Source organism: Rhizobium sp. 05L419 (genome assembly GCF_056397845.1).
In genome coordinates this window covers 109,855-126,764 of record NZ_JBFTOF010000017.1, presented here as the reverse complement: position 1 = coordinate 126,764, position 16,910 = coordinate 109,855, and the positions used below count along the sequence as shown (strand labels likewise).

16 protein-coding genes and 2 pseudogenes are annotated in these 16,910 nt (G+C 52.2%); 1 reads left to right on the top strand and 17 read right to left on the bottom strand.

The window, feature by feature from the left end:
* Positions 1 to 166: 166 nt before the first annotated feature.
* Positions 167 to 985 carry a Wzz/FepE/Etk N-terminal domain-containing protein gene (locus AC1DMK_RS20650; protein WP_477861551.1) on the top strand — a complete coding sequence of 273 codons (819 nt, stop codon included), beginning with the start codon at positions 167 to 169 and terminating at the stop codon, positions 983 to 985.
* 67 nt (positions 986 to 1,052) lie between these two features.
* On the opposite strand, the gene AC1DMK_RS20645 is transcribed toward AC1DMK_RS20650, so the two are convergent.
* The 17 genes and pseudogenes from AC1DMK_RS20645 to AC1DMK_RS20565 all read right to left on the bottom strand — a co-directional run bounded on the left by AC1DMK_RS20645 (position 1,053) and on the right by AC1DMK_RS20565 (position 16,892).
* A complete protein-coding gene (locus AC1DMK_RS20645; protein ID WP_477861549.1) occupies positions 1,053 to 1,820 on the bottom strand; it encodes a glycosyltransferase family 2 protein in 768 nt (255 codons plus the stop codon).
* Between the two features lie 86 nt (positions 1,821 to 1,906).
* Positions 1,907 to 3,079: a glycosyltransferase family 4 protein gene (locus AC1DMK_RS20640; protein WP_477861547.1), complete on the bottom strand. Its 1,173-nt coding sequence runs from the start codon at positions 3,077 to 3,079 to the stop codon at positions 1,907 to 1,909.
* The gene (locus AC1DMK_RS20635) at positions 3,076 to 4,026 is read right to left on the bottom strand and encodes an NAD-dependent epimerase/dehydratase family protein (RefSeq protein WP_477861546.1); all 951 of its coding nucleotides are present in this window, start codon (positions 4,024 to 4,026) and stop codon (positions 3,076 to 3,078) included. The genes AC1DMK_RS20640 and AC1DMK_RS20635 overlap by 4 nt, the downstream gene beginning before the upstream one ends.
* Positions 4,026 to 4,889: a class I SAM-dependent methyltransferase gene (locus AC1DMK_RS20630; RefSeq protein ID WP_477861544.1), complete on the bottom strand. Its 864-nt coding sequence runs from the start codon at positions 4,887 to 4,889 to the stop codon at positions 4,026 to 4,028. The genes AC1DMK_RS20635 and AC1DMK_RS20630 overlap by 1 nt, the downstream gene beginning before the upstream one ends.
* A gap of 38 nt (positions 4,890 to 4,927) precedes the next feature.
* Positions 4,928 to 5,080: pseudogene (locus tag AC1DMK_RS20625) on the bottom strand (LbetaH domain-containing protein); the annotation flags it as partial.
* A 117-nt stretch (positions 5,081 to 5,197) separates the two neighbouring features.
* Positions 5,198 to 5,464: pseudogene (locus tag AC1DMK_RS20620) on the bottom strand (acyltransferase); the annotation flags it as partial.
* A gap of 11 nt (positions 5,465 to 5,475) precedes the next feature.
* A complete protein-coding gene (locus tag AC1DMK_RS20615) occupies positions 5,476 to 6,567 on the bottom strand; it encodes a glycosyltransferase family protein (protein WP_477861542.1) in 1,092 nt (363 codons plus the stop codon).
* A gap of 6 nt (positions 6,568 to 6,573) precedes the next feature.
* Positions 6,574 to 7,962 (bottom strand): O-antigen polymerase, encoded by a 1,389-nt coding sequence (locus AC1DMK_RS20610; RefSeq protein WP_477861540.1) that lies wholly within the window; start codon positions 7,960 to 7,962, stop codon positions 6,574 to 6,576.
* Positions 7,952 to 9,112, bottom strand: a complete 1,161-nt coding sequence (locus tag AC1DMK_RS20605) for an N-acetyl sugar amidotransferase (protein WP_477861538.1) — start codon at positions 9,110 to 9,112, stop codon at positions 7,952 to 7,954. Before AC1DMK_RS20605 ends, AC1DMK_RS20610 begins: the two co-directional genes overlap by 11 nt.
* A gap of 5 nt (positions 9,113 to 9,117) precedes the next feature.
* Entirely contained in the window at positions 9,118 to 9,867 is a 750-nt protein-coding gene (locus AC1DMK_RS20600; RefSeq protein WP_477861536.1) for a HisA/HisF-related TIM barrel protein, read from the bottom strand.
* Positions 9,864 to 10,478, bottom strand: a complete 615-nt coding sequence (hisH, locus tag AC1DMK_RS20595) for an imidazole glycerol phosphate synthase subunit HisH (protein ID WP_477861534.1) — start codon at positions 10,476 to 10,478, stop codon at positions 9,864 to 9,866. The genes AC1DMK_RS20600 and hisH overlap by 4 nt, the downstream gene beginning before the upstream one ends.
* Positions 10,479 to 12,062 carry a lipopolysaccharide biosynthesis protein gene (locus AC1DMK_RS20590; RefSeq protein WP_477861532.1) on the bottom strand — a complete coding sequence of 528 codons (1,584 nt, stop codon included), beginning with the start codon at positions 12,060 to 12,062 and terminating at the stop codon, positions 10,479 to 10,481. It lies immediately after the preceding gene.
* Entirely contained in the window at positions 12,059 to 13,162 is a 1,104-nt protein-coding gene (locus tag AC1DMK_RS20585; RefSeq protein WP_477861530.1) for a DegT/DnrJ/EryC1/StrS family aminotransferase, read from the bottom strand. The genes AC1DMK_RS20590 and AC1DMK_RS20585 overlap by 4 nt, the downstream gene beginning before the upstream one ends.
* 46 nt (positions 13,163 to 13,208) lie before the next feature.
* A complete protein-coding gene (locus AC1DMK_RS20580) occupies positions 13,209 to 13,700 on the bottom strand; it encodes an acyltransferase (RefSeq protein ID WP_477861528.1) in 492 nt (163 codons plus the stop codon).
* Positions 13,697 to 14,761: a Gfo/Idh/MocA family protein gene (locus tag AC1DMK_RS20575; protein ID WP_477861526.1), complete on the bottom strand. Its 1,065-nt coding sequence runs from the start codon at positions 14,759 to 14,761 to the stop codon at positions 13,697 to 13,699. The genes AC1DMK_RS20580 and AC1DMK_RS20575 overlap by 4 nt, the downstream gene beginning before the upstream one ends.
* Before the next feature lie 30 nt (positions 14,762 to 14,791).
* The gene (gene gmd / locus AC1DMK_RS20570; protein WP_477861524.1) at positions 14,792 to 15,910 is read right to left on the bottom strand and encodes a GDP-mannose 4,6-dehydratase; all 1,119 of its coding nucleotides are present in this window, start codon (positions 15,908 to 15,910) and stop codon (positions 14,792 to 14,794) included.
* Between the two features lies 1 nt (position 15,911).
* Positions 15,912 to 16,892, bottom strand: coding sequence for a GDP-L-fucose synthase family protein (locus AC1DMK_RS20565; RefSeq protein ID WP_477861522.1), 981 nt, complete (start codon positions 16,890 to 16,892; stop codon positions 15,912 to 15,914).
* Positions 16,893 to 16,910: the final 18 nt, after the last annotated feature.

Below are 16,910 nucleotides of genomic sequence, written 5' to 3'. Positions count from 1 at the left end.
GCTTCATCCCGGAGTTGCATATGTCGGCGAACGAGATTCCGACCATGTTGCCGCCGCATCCGGTTTCTCGATTGACATATTGACCCTTATAGGTTCGAAAATGCAGTTAAGGTTGCCTTGGATCTCCTTCCAGGTTTCAGTTTCCATTGAGTTTTAGGAAGATAAGATGACAGAGCGGAAGTTGTTCGATGAAGAAATTAACCTCTTTGCGCTCGTCGGTTTTCTGAGAAGTAGCGCAATGACCGTTGTCGCATGCGGTCTAGTTGGTGCGATTCTCGCAGGTGTCTTTTGGGCGACGAGTGAACCGAAATACGAGGCCACTGCACAGCTTGTGCTGGCGAAGGTCAGCATGCCCTCGCGTGACGATCCGGATGCGATCGGATTAGTGGAATCTCGTGAGCGCTTATTGCTTCGCCTGCGATCGCCGTCGATCTTTGACGCAACGACGGTTTCAACCTGTTCCGAGACAGGCAGCGCAAGTTCTCAGCAGCTATCACGTGATTTTCGCGTAACCTCTCCGTCGGTACCCGGTGACGTCATCGCACTGTCTTTCACCGCACGTACGGCCGCCTCCGCAGGGCGATGCCTGGAGGCGATAGTGCAGTTTGTGGAGTCGGCGCAAATGGCCGCGGCCGCTCCTAACTTGAACAATTTGAAGGCACAGATTGCCGCCGACGAGGCCCGGCTTGCAGATAACGTTAAATTGCTCACGGAGACACAGAGTTCTGAATGGCAGAAGGCCATTTACCTTACGACCAGGGACGATGCCATCTCTCTTCGTGAAGATATATCACGGCTTGAATTTAAGTTGGCACTAAGCGAGTCGGCAAAGCTTATTGCACCGATTTACACCGAAATGCCGGCCGGCAAAGTCAGAATTGTGGCCGCGGGCCTGTTGACGGGGCTTTTGATTGGCCTCGGCGCTTCGTTCGCCAAGCGACTTTATACTTCGCAGCGTGCTCGATCGCAGAGGGTCAAAAAATAATCCTCGCCCTATTCGACAGTTTTACTCTTGCGGCGGGGGGACCTTGACGTCTCGCCCTCGTAGCAGGCTATAATCGTTTTGCGCGCAAGAATTGCATCGACCGAGAGGCAAACTTTCGCAGCAAGAAAGTCAGCGCACTGACATTCGATCCGTGGGACGCAAGCGCGCGCAGTATCTCCCTATTCTGCGCAATGATGTTTCGAATGCTGCGATTCGTGGTTCCACCCATTCTCATCTTCACCATGGCGCCGGGGAGATATCTCGAATGAACGCGGTGTCGTTCGAGAAAACGCATCATTAGCTCGAAATCAGCAGCGATTGCATAGTCCAGATCAAAAGATCCAAAACGTTCGTAGATTTCGCGACGAACAAAGAACGTCGGGTGAGGCGGGCACCAACCGCTTTCGAAGGCTCGTGGCACGTGGGGCGATGAGCGCCAATGTCTAACCACCGTCGACACGTCTTCCTGCTTTACATAATATAGATCGCCATAGCAGGCCTGTAGTTTTGGATCTTCGAATGCTTCGGCCACCTTCGCAAGTACGCCGGGAAGGTAGAAATCGTCACCGTTTATAAAGCCAATCACGTCACCCGTGGCTAGACGAATTCCCTTGTTCATGGCGTCATAGATGCCCTTGTCCTTCTCGGACACTAGCTGACTAATGAACGCTAGGTTTTCACGAACCCGATTCAGGGTGCCGTCGTTGGATAGGCCATCGACAACTATATACTCTAGATCCGAATAATTCTGAGCGCGAACAGAGTCGATTGTGTCAACAAWCGTTTCAACGTTGTTAAACACCACAGTGATGATCGATATTTTCAATTTGCTCATTCGCTTGCTTTCAAACGCCGAGTGCAAGACCAAAGCCTGTGGAGCCTCGCGACGACTCCGTGGCTCGAAGCCTGCTTAGCGGCTTCTTACGATCTTTTCTCAGAAATCTTCCGGATGAGCGCAGTAAATTCGGAAACAAACCGTGAGACGCGTTCATTGGCAATGGTGCGCGCGGCTACCGCGCGAGCGCGCGCTGTTTCCGGCAACGCCGCGGTTGCTGTGACGAGGGCGTCGGCTAAGGAAGTTGCGTCGAAACGGTTGAAGTAGGTAGCGGTTTCGCCCGCCTGCTCGCGGTTGACATCTAGATCGGATAAAATCAGCGGAACCCCCCATGAAAGCGCTTCCTCCACCGTGGTGCTCCACCCTTCGAACAGAGAAGGATTCAATAGGGCCATACTTGAGAGGGCTAGCGGCGCCAGGTCGTCGTAGGGGATTAGCCCCAGAAAGGTAAAGCTCTCTCCAAGATCTGCGTTCTCTATGGCGGCGTTAAAGCGGGAAAAATACGACGGATCGCGCGGATCCGATGGATTTCCTGATGCGACAACTGTCACTGACTCGCCCCGCGTCCGCAGAATTCTGAGCGCCTCCACAACCAACAGATGGTTTTTATGCTGCCAAAATTGGTTGGGTAGGAAGACATATCGCTCTGGTAACGAATATCTGTCAGCAGTAATGCGCGCCGTGGCGGGATCAATTATCCCCCTAGGTGGTACGGCAAACCTGACAACATGCGTGTGCCCTCGCGAAGTAGGGTAAAACAACTCGCAAGATTTGCGGGAATCTTCGCTGCTCAACATGATCGCGCGGTTTCCCGCTATCTGAACTCTGAATCCTATTTCTCTTTTCCAATAGGCGAGTTTGCCAAATAGGTGCGGCAAGAACCGGTGCTGAAAATCGGGAATCCAAGCAATCGTCGGTATGCCGAGGCGGAATCCTAAAAAATGGGCGACTTCAAAGACGACGTCAATTCGATTTGAGCGGAACAATCTGCGAACGCCCTGGTCGGCGCCCGTCGAAAGACTAATCAGTAGCGACCGAAGATTTCGAGATTTGTTGAAAAGCGAACTACGCACCACTTCCACTCTAGGGAGGGACGCAAACGGCGCAATATCAGTGTCGTTCACATCCGTCCCAAAGAACATCACGGGCGACACTTCTTCGCTTGGATCGGCCGATAGCAATGTGATCAGGTTTAGCAGATAGTTGTACCCACCGGTCCAATTTTTGCCGCCGATCATCATAAAGGCGACGCGAGTCATGATTTTTCTCTCGCTTCCGATCGAAACCAATTCACGTAAGCAGCTAGCCCTTTCGGAACGTCTATCTCCCATTCAAAGCCGATAGCAGCGAGCTGTTCGGAATGGGCGACGAGGCTTTGAGGGTCGCCGGCGCGGGTCTCACCCGAAAACCTGATCTCTGCAGGTAACGTTTCTCCTGCAGACCAAGCGTCTACGATTCCCCGGGCAATCTGACTAATATTCGTCCCGTGACCGGTCCCAATATTGATGATCCGAAAAGCCACGTCGATATTGTCACCCACCAGCCCAAGGGCCCGGGCGACATCATTAACTTCAGCCCAATCCCTTAGCTCACCTCCGCTTCCTCCAAGAATGAGATGGCCTGGATGAAGCGCGAGTTGCGAGCAAATATCCCACAGGAGTTGCTTTCGCAGCCCAGGACCGTAAACCGAAAAGAGTCGCGCGATTGCGACGCTTAGGCCGTAGCTATCGCAATAGGAGCGGCAAAGTAACTCCATGATGTTCTTGTGGTGGCCGTATGGCGAAAACGGGTTGGTCGGAGTTGTTTCAGCGATTGGCCCAATGTGACCTCCACCGTAAACGGCAGCGCTTGACACCGCGACCAATCGGCTTTGCGCAGCATCCAGCCGCAGCCACTCAAGCAGCTCGATCGTCGAACCTACGGTCCGATGAAAATCCTCACGCGGATTGGAAATTGCAATTCCAACCGACGAGCCACCAGCGAGATGGTAAACTAAATCCGGCGTTCCGAACCGCTGTTGAATTAACCTCAGGTTGGGCCCGTCAATCTCGCCATTGTGCCAATGGCTAATACCCCATCTCTCTGCATACTGGCTCGGCCAGATCCCATGACCAAGGCCAACTACGCAGTTGCTTGCAAGTGCAAGCGACTTAGCAAGATGTCTTCCTATAAAACCATGGGCCCCAGTAACTAATATAAGTGCCATTATTTCTCTTTGTCGGGCCTGGTGGCAACGAATGAGTATAGCCGACCAGGGCGATGATCCAATGCGGCCGCAATGCGAGAAACAATAGCCCAAATCGGCCGAAAGTTCAAAGCAATGGAGGCAGCCTTCTTAACGAAAGGAAGCCGCGCGGCGACACGCACCGACATTTCCTCATTTAACTCCCGTCGTGTGTAAGGTGAGAAGTTTATTTCACTTTCAAGCGGCGCGAGAATTTTGTCCACCTTGAAGCCGGCGGACGCGATTGAGTGCCGATACTTTTCGAGGAGGAAGGCATTTTCTCCGCCATACAGTTTGTGCAGCGGATGACGTTCCAAAAAAGTTGGCAGATCGCTTTCGCGCGAAATCACATGTTCGCGCACAGCTACGAACCGCCCACCAGGCTTCAAAACGCGAAAAAATTCGCGACAGGCTGAAGCAAGATCAGTCGTATGATGTAATACAGCTCTCGCAAATACAATGTCGAAGCTTTCATCGGCGAAGGGCAGTCTCTCGGAGAACTCCTCTACCACCGAAATTGGAAGTCCAGCATCTTCCGAGAGCTGCCGAATCGCGCCAGCGCCAACCAGGTTGCTCGCATCTGGCTCAAGTGCGGTAACTTCGTAGCCATCCTTCGCCAATGCGTAACTGGCGATGCCTCGACCCGCGCCGATATCAAGCGCTAATGCTCGAGCTCGCGGGAGAAAATGACGGATAGCCTTCCATTCGCTACTGCGCCAATAGCGGTCGGCAGCTTCGAGCAAAGGGTCGTCGTAGTACGCATCATGAACCAGCTTCCGCTGGTCAGGCTGCTGACGGAGCCATTGGACGGCCTTCTCCCATGTATCCAACTCTTGCGCGGTCATAGATCAGCCTTCGTCTCTGCGTCTGTCAACTTCATATTCCGTACGACACGGGCAGGGTTTCCCACAACAATTGCGTATGGCGGAACATCGCGCGTCACAACAGCGCGTGCTCCGATAACCGCCCCTTCACCAATTGTCACCCCCTTGAGGATGCTCACACCAAACCCGATCCACACCTTGTCCTGAATAACAACAGGTTTGATGGCGACGTCGGTCCAGTCCTTCAAACCTTTTGCCCAGTCCCTAACGTCGTTCTTTCGAGACTGCCAGTCTAGTGAATGGGAGTCGTGGTCAAAAATCGTCACGCCCCAGGAAATAATGACGTCGTTTCCAATTGCTATCCTAGAGTGGCAGACAAGCTGGCTGGCACCAATGTAGCACCGATCCCCAATCGTGACAGACCCGCCTGCATCGTCAAAATTGAAGGCGCAATTGATAATGGAATTGCGACCAATTTCGACCTTGCCGCCGCGGGTGGATCGCAACGCTATCCAGCGCACGCGGCTACCAACCCCGACAATAAACCTGCTCCGTTTGCGAACCAACCACCCCGCTAAAGCATTCACGAATAGCATCACTCTAGAACTCATGCGTTCTCAGCCAGGCGCTTAAATTGAAGCCATTGAGCGTCTTTGCTAAAATTTGTGCTTATCATATTGTGTCCGTTTTCTGCCACCGAGCGGAGATGTTCCGGCTCATTGAGCATCTCGGCGATTTTCAATGCAGCGGACGCAGGGCTGTCGTAAGTTATCATGGTGACATCGTTCGCCATACCTTCAGGATATGCGCCGACGTCCGAGACCATAAGTGCCGCACATCCCATCGTTTCCCAGCATCGCATGTTGCCTCGTTCAGCGCCCGCCATGTCGACGGCGCCGTTAAGTACTATCTTTGCGTTCGAGATCGCCGCATAAAGATCGCGTCCAAACACCGGAGGTTTCGATACCGCTCGAATGTTCTTTGGTCGTCGGTGCTGTCCAAGTGGAAGTAGGGCACCGATCGTACTTTCGGCCAGTCTAGTCAGAGACGACTGGTCAAGATGGTACTCGACTCTAAAATGCTGTCCAAGAGAAGATACTGCCTCGAGCACTTCCGAGCGATTTCTATGATGACGACTATAGCCGCCGACAAATAGGRCATCGACGGGTCGATCCTTGTTTGCTGCGTAGATGTCCATTGCGGGATCATGGGCGGGTGAGAAGTACTCGGCACGCCACCCAAGGCTGCGATATCCCGCCAAGATAAGAGGAAAGTTACACAGTATCATATCAAATGCCCCGAAATCGGCATTTCGCGAAGGCGCGGCCCTCCACATTATGGATTTGCGTACATTCCCTGGCAGTTTGCGAACAAAATCGCTGCCATATCGCATGGGGTCCATGTTGTAAAATATCTCAGTGCGATGATGTTCAATCTGACTGAGCAGAATCGCTTCCATTTTTGTCGACGGTGGAAGGCCGTTCTCGTGTGCCCAACGCCTTTGAAGTTTCTCGTCGTCGCCGTTTGTGAAGAACATCTCAGGATGACTATCGAAAACCGGCTTGAGTACATGACATGCACCATATCTGTCACCAAGGAATACGTTCAGCCTGTCGGAAAAGCTCGTTGCATTTGCTGCAAGCTTATCAAGCCGATGCATGTAGGCGGTGTAGACGCCAGAATTCTGAAAAACACGCATGCTGTCCTAAACCTGCCGGGATTGGACAGATGCTTCGTGCCCAATGTTGTCTTCATTGGAGGGCGCCCATCTCAATTTGCTGGATAGGACTATGACAAGTGGCGCAATCAATATTAACCCCCCCGTCAACATTGCCGTTTGAAGTGCCGTCGACAGCATCACGAAAATGCCATAGTGGCCGAGAGCAATGCCCGCTATTGATGCGGCTGTCTTCCCGCGATTAATTATGAGTTCTACATCAAGCCAACGGATGAAGAAACCAGCAAAAAGCGAGAACACGCAGACACCGAACCATGAGAAGTCGGCCCAGGCATCTGCGATGAACATCGCGGTGGAAGTCGAGCCCTCTACGCCTCGGTGCGCGGCACCGACCAATAAGTAGGTTGGATGCGTAGGTTGTGTGCTCAGTAAGCCGACAAGCCAGCTGAATTTCGTTCCCCATGTGTGCGGAATGACACTTGGAATCGCGGCATAATATTCAAGCAAGCTCTCATTCGGTATCATGAATATGCGGTAGAAGAGGAATCCTAACGTATCGTCAAATCCATGCAATTCTCTGATCGCGATCAGCGTCATCGCGCCGAATAAAGCAATGCAAATGACAAGAAATTTTACGATCGTCCTCATCGGGAGATCCAGAGACCTGCGCATATACTCAACGACGAACAACTGCAAGATGAATATGGAGGGGGGAGCTTTGCTCAACGTTGCTGTTTTTGCCAGCATGAGTGCGGTGACGAACAACCACGCGAAACTCTGCGGCTTCATGGAGCGTTCCCGCAAGGCAACGTAACAACAGAACGCGAAGAATGGAAAGATGCTCGATACTGCGAGGTTTAGAATATAAAAACGGCTTCCGCCGAATTCCCGGCGCAACGCTATCTTCGCAAATTCACCAAGATCAGAGGCATAAAACATTATGAGCCCCGAGAACTTGTTCTCAACCGCCGCGAAGGTGACAAGCAGAAATAAGCTTATCGCCGCGACGAATTGAAGTCTGTTGGCAACACCCGGGGTTACCCGGGTAGGCTGAGAAGTCCAATCCCGAAGCCCTGCCCGCATACGCCGACCGTCTATTCCAAACGCAAAGTCTGCCGCGACAACGCCAAGGCATATGCTAGCAAAGGAAATCGCGAGCGCCAAATCGAGCGTTCCAATAACGTCTGTGTAGGGTGCGGCCGATAGGATTTTTTCGAAGAACGGAGACCTCGGCTGCCATGCAGTCGGTCTGTAGTCGCTTCCCCATACCCGCGTGTAGTAAAGATATGCAGGACCGTGCAGTGTGAGCATCAGACCAAGGAGAACAGATGACAGAGTTAAATTTATACCAACCCGCCAGACATAGAACCCCGCCGAGAACATCAGCGCGGCGACAAAAACGAGGCTAGTCGACATTTGTACCCTTTGCTGTCGTCTGACGTGTTCGCGAAAATGTTCTGATCGTACTTTGTAATCGCAAAAGTAGTCTATGAACACGCATGCCATTCGGATAGCGGCTATGTGGGACCGGCGGGGACTCGGTGTAAGACTGAAGTTCTTCGACTTTCAGTCCGAGCTTTTTAGCGACGAATTTCGTTTCACGGCGAGCGTCTTGAGTAGTTATGATTGGCTTCGAGAGCTCTACCAATGCTTCCTCTCGACTCATTTGGCCGGCAACTATCAGACTCGAAAGGTGAAGCCTTCGTTTGTCGAAGTTAAATTTAGTTGGGAGATAGATATCCTGATAGAATTTAGTAAATCGAGATTCGCTGTGCTTGCTTCCATAATCACGCCAGCCATAATCATTCTTCAGCTCGGTTCGAGCGCCTTCCTTATTATAGTCTATATAGTTAAGAGGCCGATGAACCGTAAGTTGCCGGCGGACGCGCGTTAGCCAAATGTACTCTACAGGAGTCATAAAAGGGTAGGTCGTCAGCTTCATCGTGCCGAAGCGTTTATGAATCGCCCGCGCATGCGTGCCATCAATCGAGGGGTATCCGAAACCGCGAGGGACCACGGATTCAGACGCAAAGTTCACACCGCTCAGGAAATGGCGAATGCCGAACTTTGTTGCGGTCTGATAGAGCGTAGAAAAAAACGCATGGTCTTGCGGGATGTCTTGATTGAGTACAGATGCTTTCAAAAAAGCCACCTGTAAGTCTCGCATTTCCTGCCATTCCACGACATACGTGTGGAGATCGAGATTTAGTTTTCGGACTAGGAGTTCGATGTTGTGAACTGCTGGTTCGGAATTCCACCCCCCGTCAACATGGACCGCGAGCAAGCGGAGGCCGTGTTTACGGGCAGCAAGGTGTGCAAGGAATGCGCTGTCAATGCCGCCGCTGAGGCCCACCATTGCGTCGTAGGGCTTTCCTTTGCCCTCTGTCTTCAGGGTGGTGACTAAACGCTGCATCCGCAAGTCGCCTTCAGCGCCGGTCCACCATTCATGCGGACGCCGCTTCAGAGCATCGCGGCAGCAGTTGCACTGACCATTGACGTCGAATTCAATTGATGGATTGGAATCATCCATTACGCAAAACGAGCATACGATCTGCTTATTGCCCATCGCGCTTACTCCGTTCGCTCAAGCATTTCGGGAGCAGGATAGTTAATTAGAACGGCGCGCAATCGGCCAACAAAGGTAAACGCACTTCCCGAGGCAGCAGCAGAAGCGCCTGCCTTGAGGCCTTCCAAGAGATGGTCATAAGTGCCGGCGCCGCCCAGAGCAATAACGGGAATGCTCAACTTGCTCGCAATTGAGCTAATTAGCTCAAGATCATAGCCGTTACGCGTTCCATCGAGAGTGGTGGATTGGAGGATAATTTCGCCAACGCCCATTTCCTGCAGCTTGAGGCAGAACTCAAGGGGGAGTTGGTCAACCGGTTGGGCGACTGATCGCCTCATGCATGTTGCAGATGCTCCGCGCCCGGCAACGTCCACACAAACAACCAGAGCTTGACTGCCCATATCGCTCGCAATTGCTGTCAGCAATGCCGAATTAAATGCGCCAGCGCCAAGAACAAACTTCTCGACACCCGAGCGGTTAAGCTCCTCGCATTGCTTCAATTGGCTGATCCCGCCGCCGTAGGCGAGCGGCATGAAGCATTCAGTTGCAAGTTCACGCATGAAGCCGAGATCAGGGATGCGACCTGTCTTCGATGCATCAATGTCAAGTATGCATATCTCGTCCACCTCTTTTTCATTAAAAAGGCGTACGACATTGAATGGATCGCCCACATAGGTTCGGTCGCCGAATTGCACCGTCTTAACGAGGCGGCGTCGCTCGTCAATCAAGAGAACTGGTATCAGTCTTTTTCTCATTGAATCTTTCCGAACGCTTCAAGGACCCGCATCCCAAAGCGATGACTCTTTTCCGGATGGAACTGAACGCCAGCTACATTGCCTGAGTTTACTGCGCAACATAGTTTGCCTCCATAGTCGATAACTGCGGCGACATCTTTAGGATCATCACACTGAACGTGATAGCTGTGATCGAAGTAAAATCGTTCAATTCGGCTCGGCTCATCGAATAGCTCACTGGAACGAACTGGATTGACCTCGAGCCAACCGATATGCGGCACCTTAAGTGGAGATGACGATGGCAGGTCAATGCGCCGGACATCCGCTTGAATCCAGCCAAGGCCGCGCTCAACGCCTTCTTCGCTTGATCTTGCAAGAAGCTGCATGCCCAGACAAATGCCCAGTACGGGCACTCGCCTGTTCAATACCGCATGATTGAGAGGGTCGACTAGGCCTCTGTTCCGTAGTGTCACCATTGCTTTGTCGAAAGCGCCAACGCCCGGCAAAATTAGCTTGGACGCGGCCTCAATTACCTTTGGATCGCTGCTGGTCTGAGCGTCTAGACCCAAGTATTCTGCCATGTTGACAATCGCGCCGATATTGCCCACACCGTAGTCCACAATGGTGATCACTCAGTGTCCCCTCTTGTCCTGATTAAACGGATTTTTCCTGCTGGCAAATCGCCGTGCGAGTAGCGCGTTTATAAATGATATCCAAATGCCGGATAGAATAATACGACCTGTTTTCGACAAAAGTCCGACGAAAACAGTTGCGCCGGCGACAGCGAACGAAAAGAGACAATAAGCGAAACCGAGCACCAACCAATTCTGAATCCAAATAAAATCTGTCGAATAGAAAGCTAGGGCGCACAACGAGCCCACAAGCGTTGGCGCGATAGTGCTCGCAAACATCTGTTCGAAAGTGAAAACGGAGAAAAACCGTTTGCGTGCCATCAAAAGGATCAACGGGATTCGCACAATGCTCGCGGCAAGTAGACCAGTGCCGGCCGCATGTGGGCCGAACTGCCAGATCAAGACAATGGAGAACGCGACGGTCATAGTAGAGTAAGCTAGCGACATGGTCGTCGCCAGAGCATTTTTCGCCATTCCGAGTGCGTAGTAGAAGAAGACGTTGGACGCACATCCAACGACTCCACCAACTACCAGTATTTGCAAGAGACGTGTCGCTGCGACGGCAGTCTCTCCGCCAACCCATAGTGTTAGCAGTGGCTTTGCAAGAATTGCAACGGGTGAAAGCACTATAGCGCCAAATGTCGCTCCTACCCAAGAAGCCGCCAAAAAGAAACTAAGCCGCGCATCTTCTTCGCTATTCGCAAGGCTCCCAAATCGCGGAAAGATCACCTCGCAGACACGTATGACGGCAACATAAGCAGCTTCCTGAATGCGGTTGCAGATATTGTATTGTCCAACAAAGGCAGCTGGCGCGAGCGAAGCGAGGACATATCGGTCCATTTGGTTGCCAAAGATTCCCGCAAGCTGGGCGATCCCTTGCCATTTCCCAAAGTGCAGCAGCGATGCTCGTTCACCGGAGTTCGACGCCCGCCTCGGTCCTTTGACCCTCAAAGTTTCGGCAGTCACAACAAACCAGCCGGCTGAAGTGAGGATCAGGCTTGCTGTAAAACCTATCAGGTAGCCGTTAACGGTGGGCACAAGCCAAGAGCATCCAAGCGTTGCAACGACTGTCGAGAATGAACTCCAGGCGGATGCCTTCGCTACGTTTCGAAAGTTCTGGCAACCGACGGAAATGCCCTGCAACACAAGTGAGAACTGCTGCGCAAATATACCGCATGCAACGATCAGAAATGGAAGGGTACTGTTCAAGTTTGTCGGCGCATCGTGCCCGCTAATTCCCGAGGTGATCCACGGCCCCACGATCAAAAGTGCAACCCATGAGACTACGGAGGTTGCAAGGCAGACCTTCAGCGCCTCCCGTGACACGTATGCGGCCGCGTTATGCTCTTTCCTGCCGATTCTTGCAGAAACCTCTCTGATGGCAGCTTGTCCAAGAACGGTGCCGGCCAGGGTGAATGGCGCCGCGACAGCAATCACAATGCCTGCACGGCCAAACTCCTGTAGTCCTATCCATCTCAAAACGAACGGAACCGTAGCCAAGTTGGCTATCAATGTGAAAACGAAGGCAGCAAGGTTCCAGCCGGAGTTTCCAAGGAGAGAACTCCGTCGGTTCTCCGGTGTCACGAAGAAAACTGCCTGATTGTATCAATGACGTGGACCAGTTGATCGTCGTCCATCTCCGGAAATATAGGAAGCGACAGAATCCGAGACTGATCTCTAAACGCGTTTGGGAATTCGCCCGGGTTATGTCCTAGCCGTTCATATGCAACTAGGAAAGGCAATGCGACAGGGTAATTTATAACCGTTTGAATACCGTTCCGTTTCAGGTAGGCCGCGAGGTCGTCTCGGTGATCGTGTTTGATAACGAAAAGGTGGTAAACATGCCTTCTTCCAGGGCCTACCTTTGGCAATTCGAGACCGCTGACCTGCTCCAGAGCGCTGGTGTATCGGGCGGCGATATGTTGCCGCTTTGCGGTCCAATCCGCGAGTCTGGGCAATTTGGCTGAGAGTATTGCAGCTTGCAGTCCGTCGAGACGGCTATTGATGCCCTCGATGTGGTGATCGCCTTTGGTAAGGCCGCCGTGCCGTGCGAACATCGCCATGCGTTCCATTAGCGATTTGTCGTTGCAGGTAATTGCACCTGCATCACCCATGGCACCAAGATTCTTACCGGGGTAAAATGAATACGAGGCGGCATCGCCGAAGCTGCCCACCATTTTCCCATTTATTTCTGCCAAGTGTGCCTGGGCGCAATCCTCAATTACCCAGAGCCCATGCCTCTCCGCTATTGCCATAATCGCGTTCATGTCGGCCGGTTGGCCATAGAGGTGAACTGGAATGATACCCACAGTTCGGGGCGTAATCTTCGCTTCAATTTTAGCCGGATCAATTGTGAATGTAGATGCCTCCGTATCACAAAAAACGACCTGACCACCCGCTTGAGTAATCGTCTCGCTCGTGGATATCCACGAATGAGCGGTTGTGATGATCTCATCACCCGGTTTGACGCCCAACGCATGCATGGCAACAAACAGAGAATCCGTTCCATTCGCGCAAGAAACGCAATAGGTAGCGCCCACGGCAGACGCAAATTCTTCCTCGAATTTTTCGACGAAGGGCCCCCGGATGAATGCGGAGGACTCGATCACTGCCGCGATCGCGCTATCCACCGGCTCCTTTAACGATAGATATTGCTTGTGCAGATCGGCGAAGGGAACTTTCATGATGTCGACTCTCGGTAGGTTCGATTGATATCTAAATCGTCCGCTGTCAGGAGATATCGGTAGCGTCCGAATCTAGGGTTCTCAAAAGTCGGGCCGGATTGCCGACGTAAATCCCGGAAACGTTGATATCTCGAGTAACCACAGATCCAGCGCCAACAACCACATGGTCACATATAGCAACCGGCAGAATTGTGGCGTTGGACCCAATGGAAACGTGGTTGCCCACTCGTGTTTCCTGCCAAAGCGTGCGATTTCCCTTCGCAGGGCCGCCTACGGAAAACAGGTCGTTTATGAACATGACCCCATGACCAATGAAACAGTCTTCGCCAATTTCGACAAGTTCGCAGATAAAGCTATGAGACTGCACTTTCGTACGAGCGCCGATGCGGACACCCTTTTGGATTTCCACGAAAGGCCCCACGAAACAATTGTCAGCGAGTTCGCAGTCGTACACATTGGCGGGTTCAACGATCTTTACGCCAACACCGCAAACTACATCTCTGATCTGCGCTTTCCAAAGTGTAGGTGGATGGGTCACGACGACGACCGGCCCAGCTTTGAATACTTTACTTCCAGCGGCAAGCTGACTTCTTGTTTCGAAGCAATAGACTCATAAAGTGCCATAATAAGCTCAAGGCTCTGGCGCCCCTCGTGGCCGTCGACAAGTGCCGTTTTGTCGTTGGACAGGCAATCAACTACGTGCTCGTAGTAGGCTTGGTGTCCAAATCCATATACATTTGGCGGATTGACCGAATACTTCTCCATCACCTCGGCATCACTATCATTGCTGTCGCCAAATTGCCAAGTGCGTATCTTATTGACCGCAAAGCCGGCAATCTCAACCGATCCTCCAGCGCCAAGAATCGAAATTGATCCTTCGATGTCCTTCGGTCTCGTCGCTGCCGTAGCTTCGATTATTCCGAGTGCCCCATTCCGGAATTTCAATGTTGCGACAGCTGTGTCTTCCGCCTCGATATTGACAAGCGCCGTCGTGCCACGAGCGTGAACACTCTCGACGTCACCCATGAACCAAGTCAGCATATCTATGTGGTGGCTCGCCTGATTGGCGAGAACGCCGCCATCATATGCCCAAGTTCCGCGCCAGCTATCCTGGTCATAGTAGCTCTGATCCCGACACCAGCGCACCCGAACCGTGCCAAGCACCAGCTTTCCGAAGCGGCCGGCGTCGAAGGCCTCTCGCGCCTTTACAACAGGGACGTTGAAGCGGTTCTGCTTAACCACGAAGAGGCGAACACCGTTTTCATCGCACGCATTGATCATGGCGCTTGCGTCTGTCAGCGTCAGCGCCATCGGCTTTTCAACGACCACGTGTTTTTTTAGGTTTGCAATTTTGATCACATGCTCAGCATGCATGCCGCTGGGCGTTAATACTGAGACGACATCAATGTCAGCTTTGCTAAGCATCGTCTCGATGGATTGGTAGTAGGGGACATTAAACCGCTCCCCGAATTCCTTCGCCCTTTCCAGGACTACGTCACAAACAGCGACAAGCCTCGCTCCATCTATTTGTGATAACCCAAGGAGCTCGGAATGTCTCTTTGCGATACGACCGCACCCGACAATAGCAAAATTAATCACGGTTCTTCCTAACAGACATATCTCTGGCGGCTATTMAGCACTGACGTTGACTTTAAAGCCATGTTGTCTCAAGAGGGCATTTTTTTTCGCCTGTCCCAAGTCATGCGCAATCATTTCTCGGCACATTTCTCGCGTCGAAATTTCTGGAATCCAACCGAGCAACTCCCGAGCCTTGCTTGCATCTCCCAAGAGCGTTTCGACTTCGGCGGGCCGAAAATAGCGAGGGTCTATCTTAACAACCACCGCACCCGGCTTCAGCGCTGGTGCATTGTCGCCGACCACAGAATCGACGATGCCAAGCTCCTCCAAACCCGTTCCCTCAAACCGAAGCCTAACACCCAAATCTTCGGCCGCCCAATGAATGAACTGCCGCACGCTGTACTGAGTTCCCGTCGCGATCACGAAGTCCTGTGGGTGATCCTGCTGCAGCATCATCCATTGCATCCGGACATAGTCTTTGGCGTGACCCCAATCGCGCAAAGCGTCGAGATTGCCCATGTAAAGACAATCATCAAGACCCTGTGCAATATTGGATAGGCCTCGAGTGATCTTTCTGGTGACAAAGGTCTCGCCGCGCCGCGGACTTTCATGATTGAACAAGATTCCGTTGCATGCATACATGCCGTACGATTCGCGGTAATTTACGGTAATCCAATAGGCATAGAGCTTCGCAACGGCATAGGGGCTCCTTGGATAAAAGGGGGTCGTTTCTTTCTGCGGCGTCTCTTGGACAAGGCCATAAAGCTCGCTAGTGCTGGCTTGATAGAAGCGCGTCTTCTTTTCAAGTCCAAGGATGCGGATGGCCTCTAGAATGCGAAGGGTACCTAGCGCGTCAGTATCGCCTGTGTATTCCGGGCTTTCAAAGCTCACTGCGACATGGCTCTGCGCACCGAGATTGTAAATCTCATCAGGTTGAGTTTCCTGAATTATGCGGATTAGGTTGCTAGTGTCGGTTAAGTCTCCAAAGTGGAGCTTGAACGACCTGGTATCGCTATGCGGATCCTGGTAAATGTGGTCAACGCGCTGCGTATTGAACGAACTCATTCGACGCTTCACACCATGTACCTCGTACCCCTTCTCCAGCAGAAACTCCGCTAGATAGGATCCATCCTGGCCGGTGACGCCAGTTATAAGTGCGACTTTAGTCATTTTAAGCGGCTCTCTCCCGAGACAAGAAATCGTCATAGGCCATCTGCAGGCCTTGCTCCAGCTTGATCGCTGGTGACCAACCTAGGCTCTTGGCGACTGCGCTGTCCATAAGCTTTCGAGGGGTACCATCTGGTTTCGACGCATCGAATTCGATGATCCCCTGGAAACCGACAAGTTGGCTGATGATTGTCGCAAGTTCACTAATCGATACGTCACTTCCAAAGCCGACATTGACGTGAGTCTGCTCGTCGGGCACCGAAATCTTGTAACGCTCGCGTGACAAGTTCATAACATGAACGCTGGCAGCGGCCATATCGTCTACATAGAGGAACTCTCTCATCGGCGTTCCGCTACCCCAAATTGTTACGCGCGGTGCATTGCTAATTTTGGCTTCGTGAAACCGTCGCAAAAGGGCCGGAATAACATGTGAGTTTTCAGCATGATAGGAATCCCCAGCTCCATAGAGATTGCTGGGCATCACCGATCGATAGTCAATGCCGTGGCTGTCGCCGTATTGCCGGTTGTAGCTCTCGCAGAGCTTGATGCCTGCAATCTTTGCAATAGCGTATGGTTCATTGGTAGGCTCAAGCGGACCGGTCAGCAGAGCATTCTCTTTTATCGGTTGATCAGCGAGTCTTGGATAAATGCAACTCGACCCAAGTAGCAGGAGTTTTGAGATCCCCGTACGGAAGGCCGTCTCCACGACGTTTAACTGGATCATCAGATTGTCGTAAATGAAATCGGCCGGATAGGTGTTGTTCGCGTGGATGCCACCAACTTTCGCCGCAGCAAGATAAACCTGGCTCGGGCGTTCTCTTTCGAAGAACTGCCGAACGTCAGTCTGCTCCTTTAGATCCAACTCCTTATGAGAAGCAGTAACGATGTGGCTGGCGGGATGGCCATGGGCGATTAAGTGACGCACAATAGCTGAACCCACCATGCCGGTGTGGCCAGCCACAAATATCTTAGGAAAATTGTTCACAGTTCGCTCGTATATTCC

Excerpts from the sequence above, each read along its gene's own strand:
- AC1DMK_RS20650 (WP_477861551.1), top strand. The coding sequence starts at position 167 with ATGACAGAGCGGAAGTTGTTCGATGAAGAAATTAACCTCTTTGCGCTC.
- AC1DMK_RS20640 (WP_477861547.1), bottom strand. The coding sequence starts at position 3,079 with ATGACTCGCGTCGCCTTTATGATGATCGGCGGCAAAAATTGGACCGGT.
- AC1DMK_RS20635 (WP_477861546.1), bottom strand. The coding sequence starts at position 4,026 with ATGGCACTTATATTAGTTACTGGGGCCCATGGTTTTATAGGAAGACAT.
- AC1DMK_RS20630 (WP_477861544.1), bottom strand. The coding sequence starts at position 4,889 with ATGACCGCGCAAGAGTTGGATACATGGGAGAAGGCCGTCCAATGGCTC.
- AC1DMK_RS20610 (WP_477861540.1), bottom strand. The coding sequence starts at position 7,962 with ATGTCGACTAGCCTCGTTTTTGTCGCCGCGCTGATGTTCTCGGCGGGG.
- AC1DMK_RS20605 (WP_477861538.1), bottom strand. The coding sequence starts at position 9,112 with ATGGGCAATAAGCAGATCGTATGCTCGTTTTGCGTAATGGATGATTCC.
- AC1DMK_RS20600 (WP_477861536.1), bottom strand. The coding sequence starts at position 9,867 with ATGAGAAAAAGACTGATACCAGTTCTCTTGATTGACGAGCGACGCCGC.
- AC1DMK_RS20585 (WP_477861530.1), bottom strand. The coding sequence starts at position 13,162 with ATGAAAGTTCCCTTCGCCGATCTGCACAAGCAATATCTATCGTTAAAG.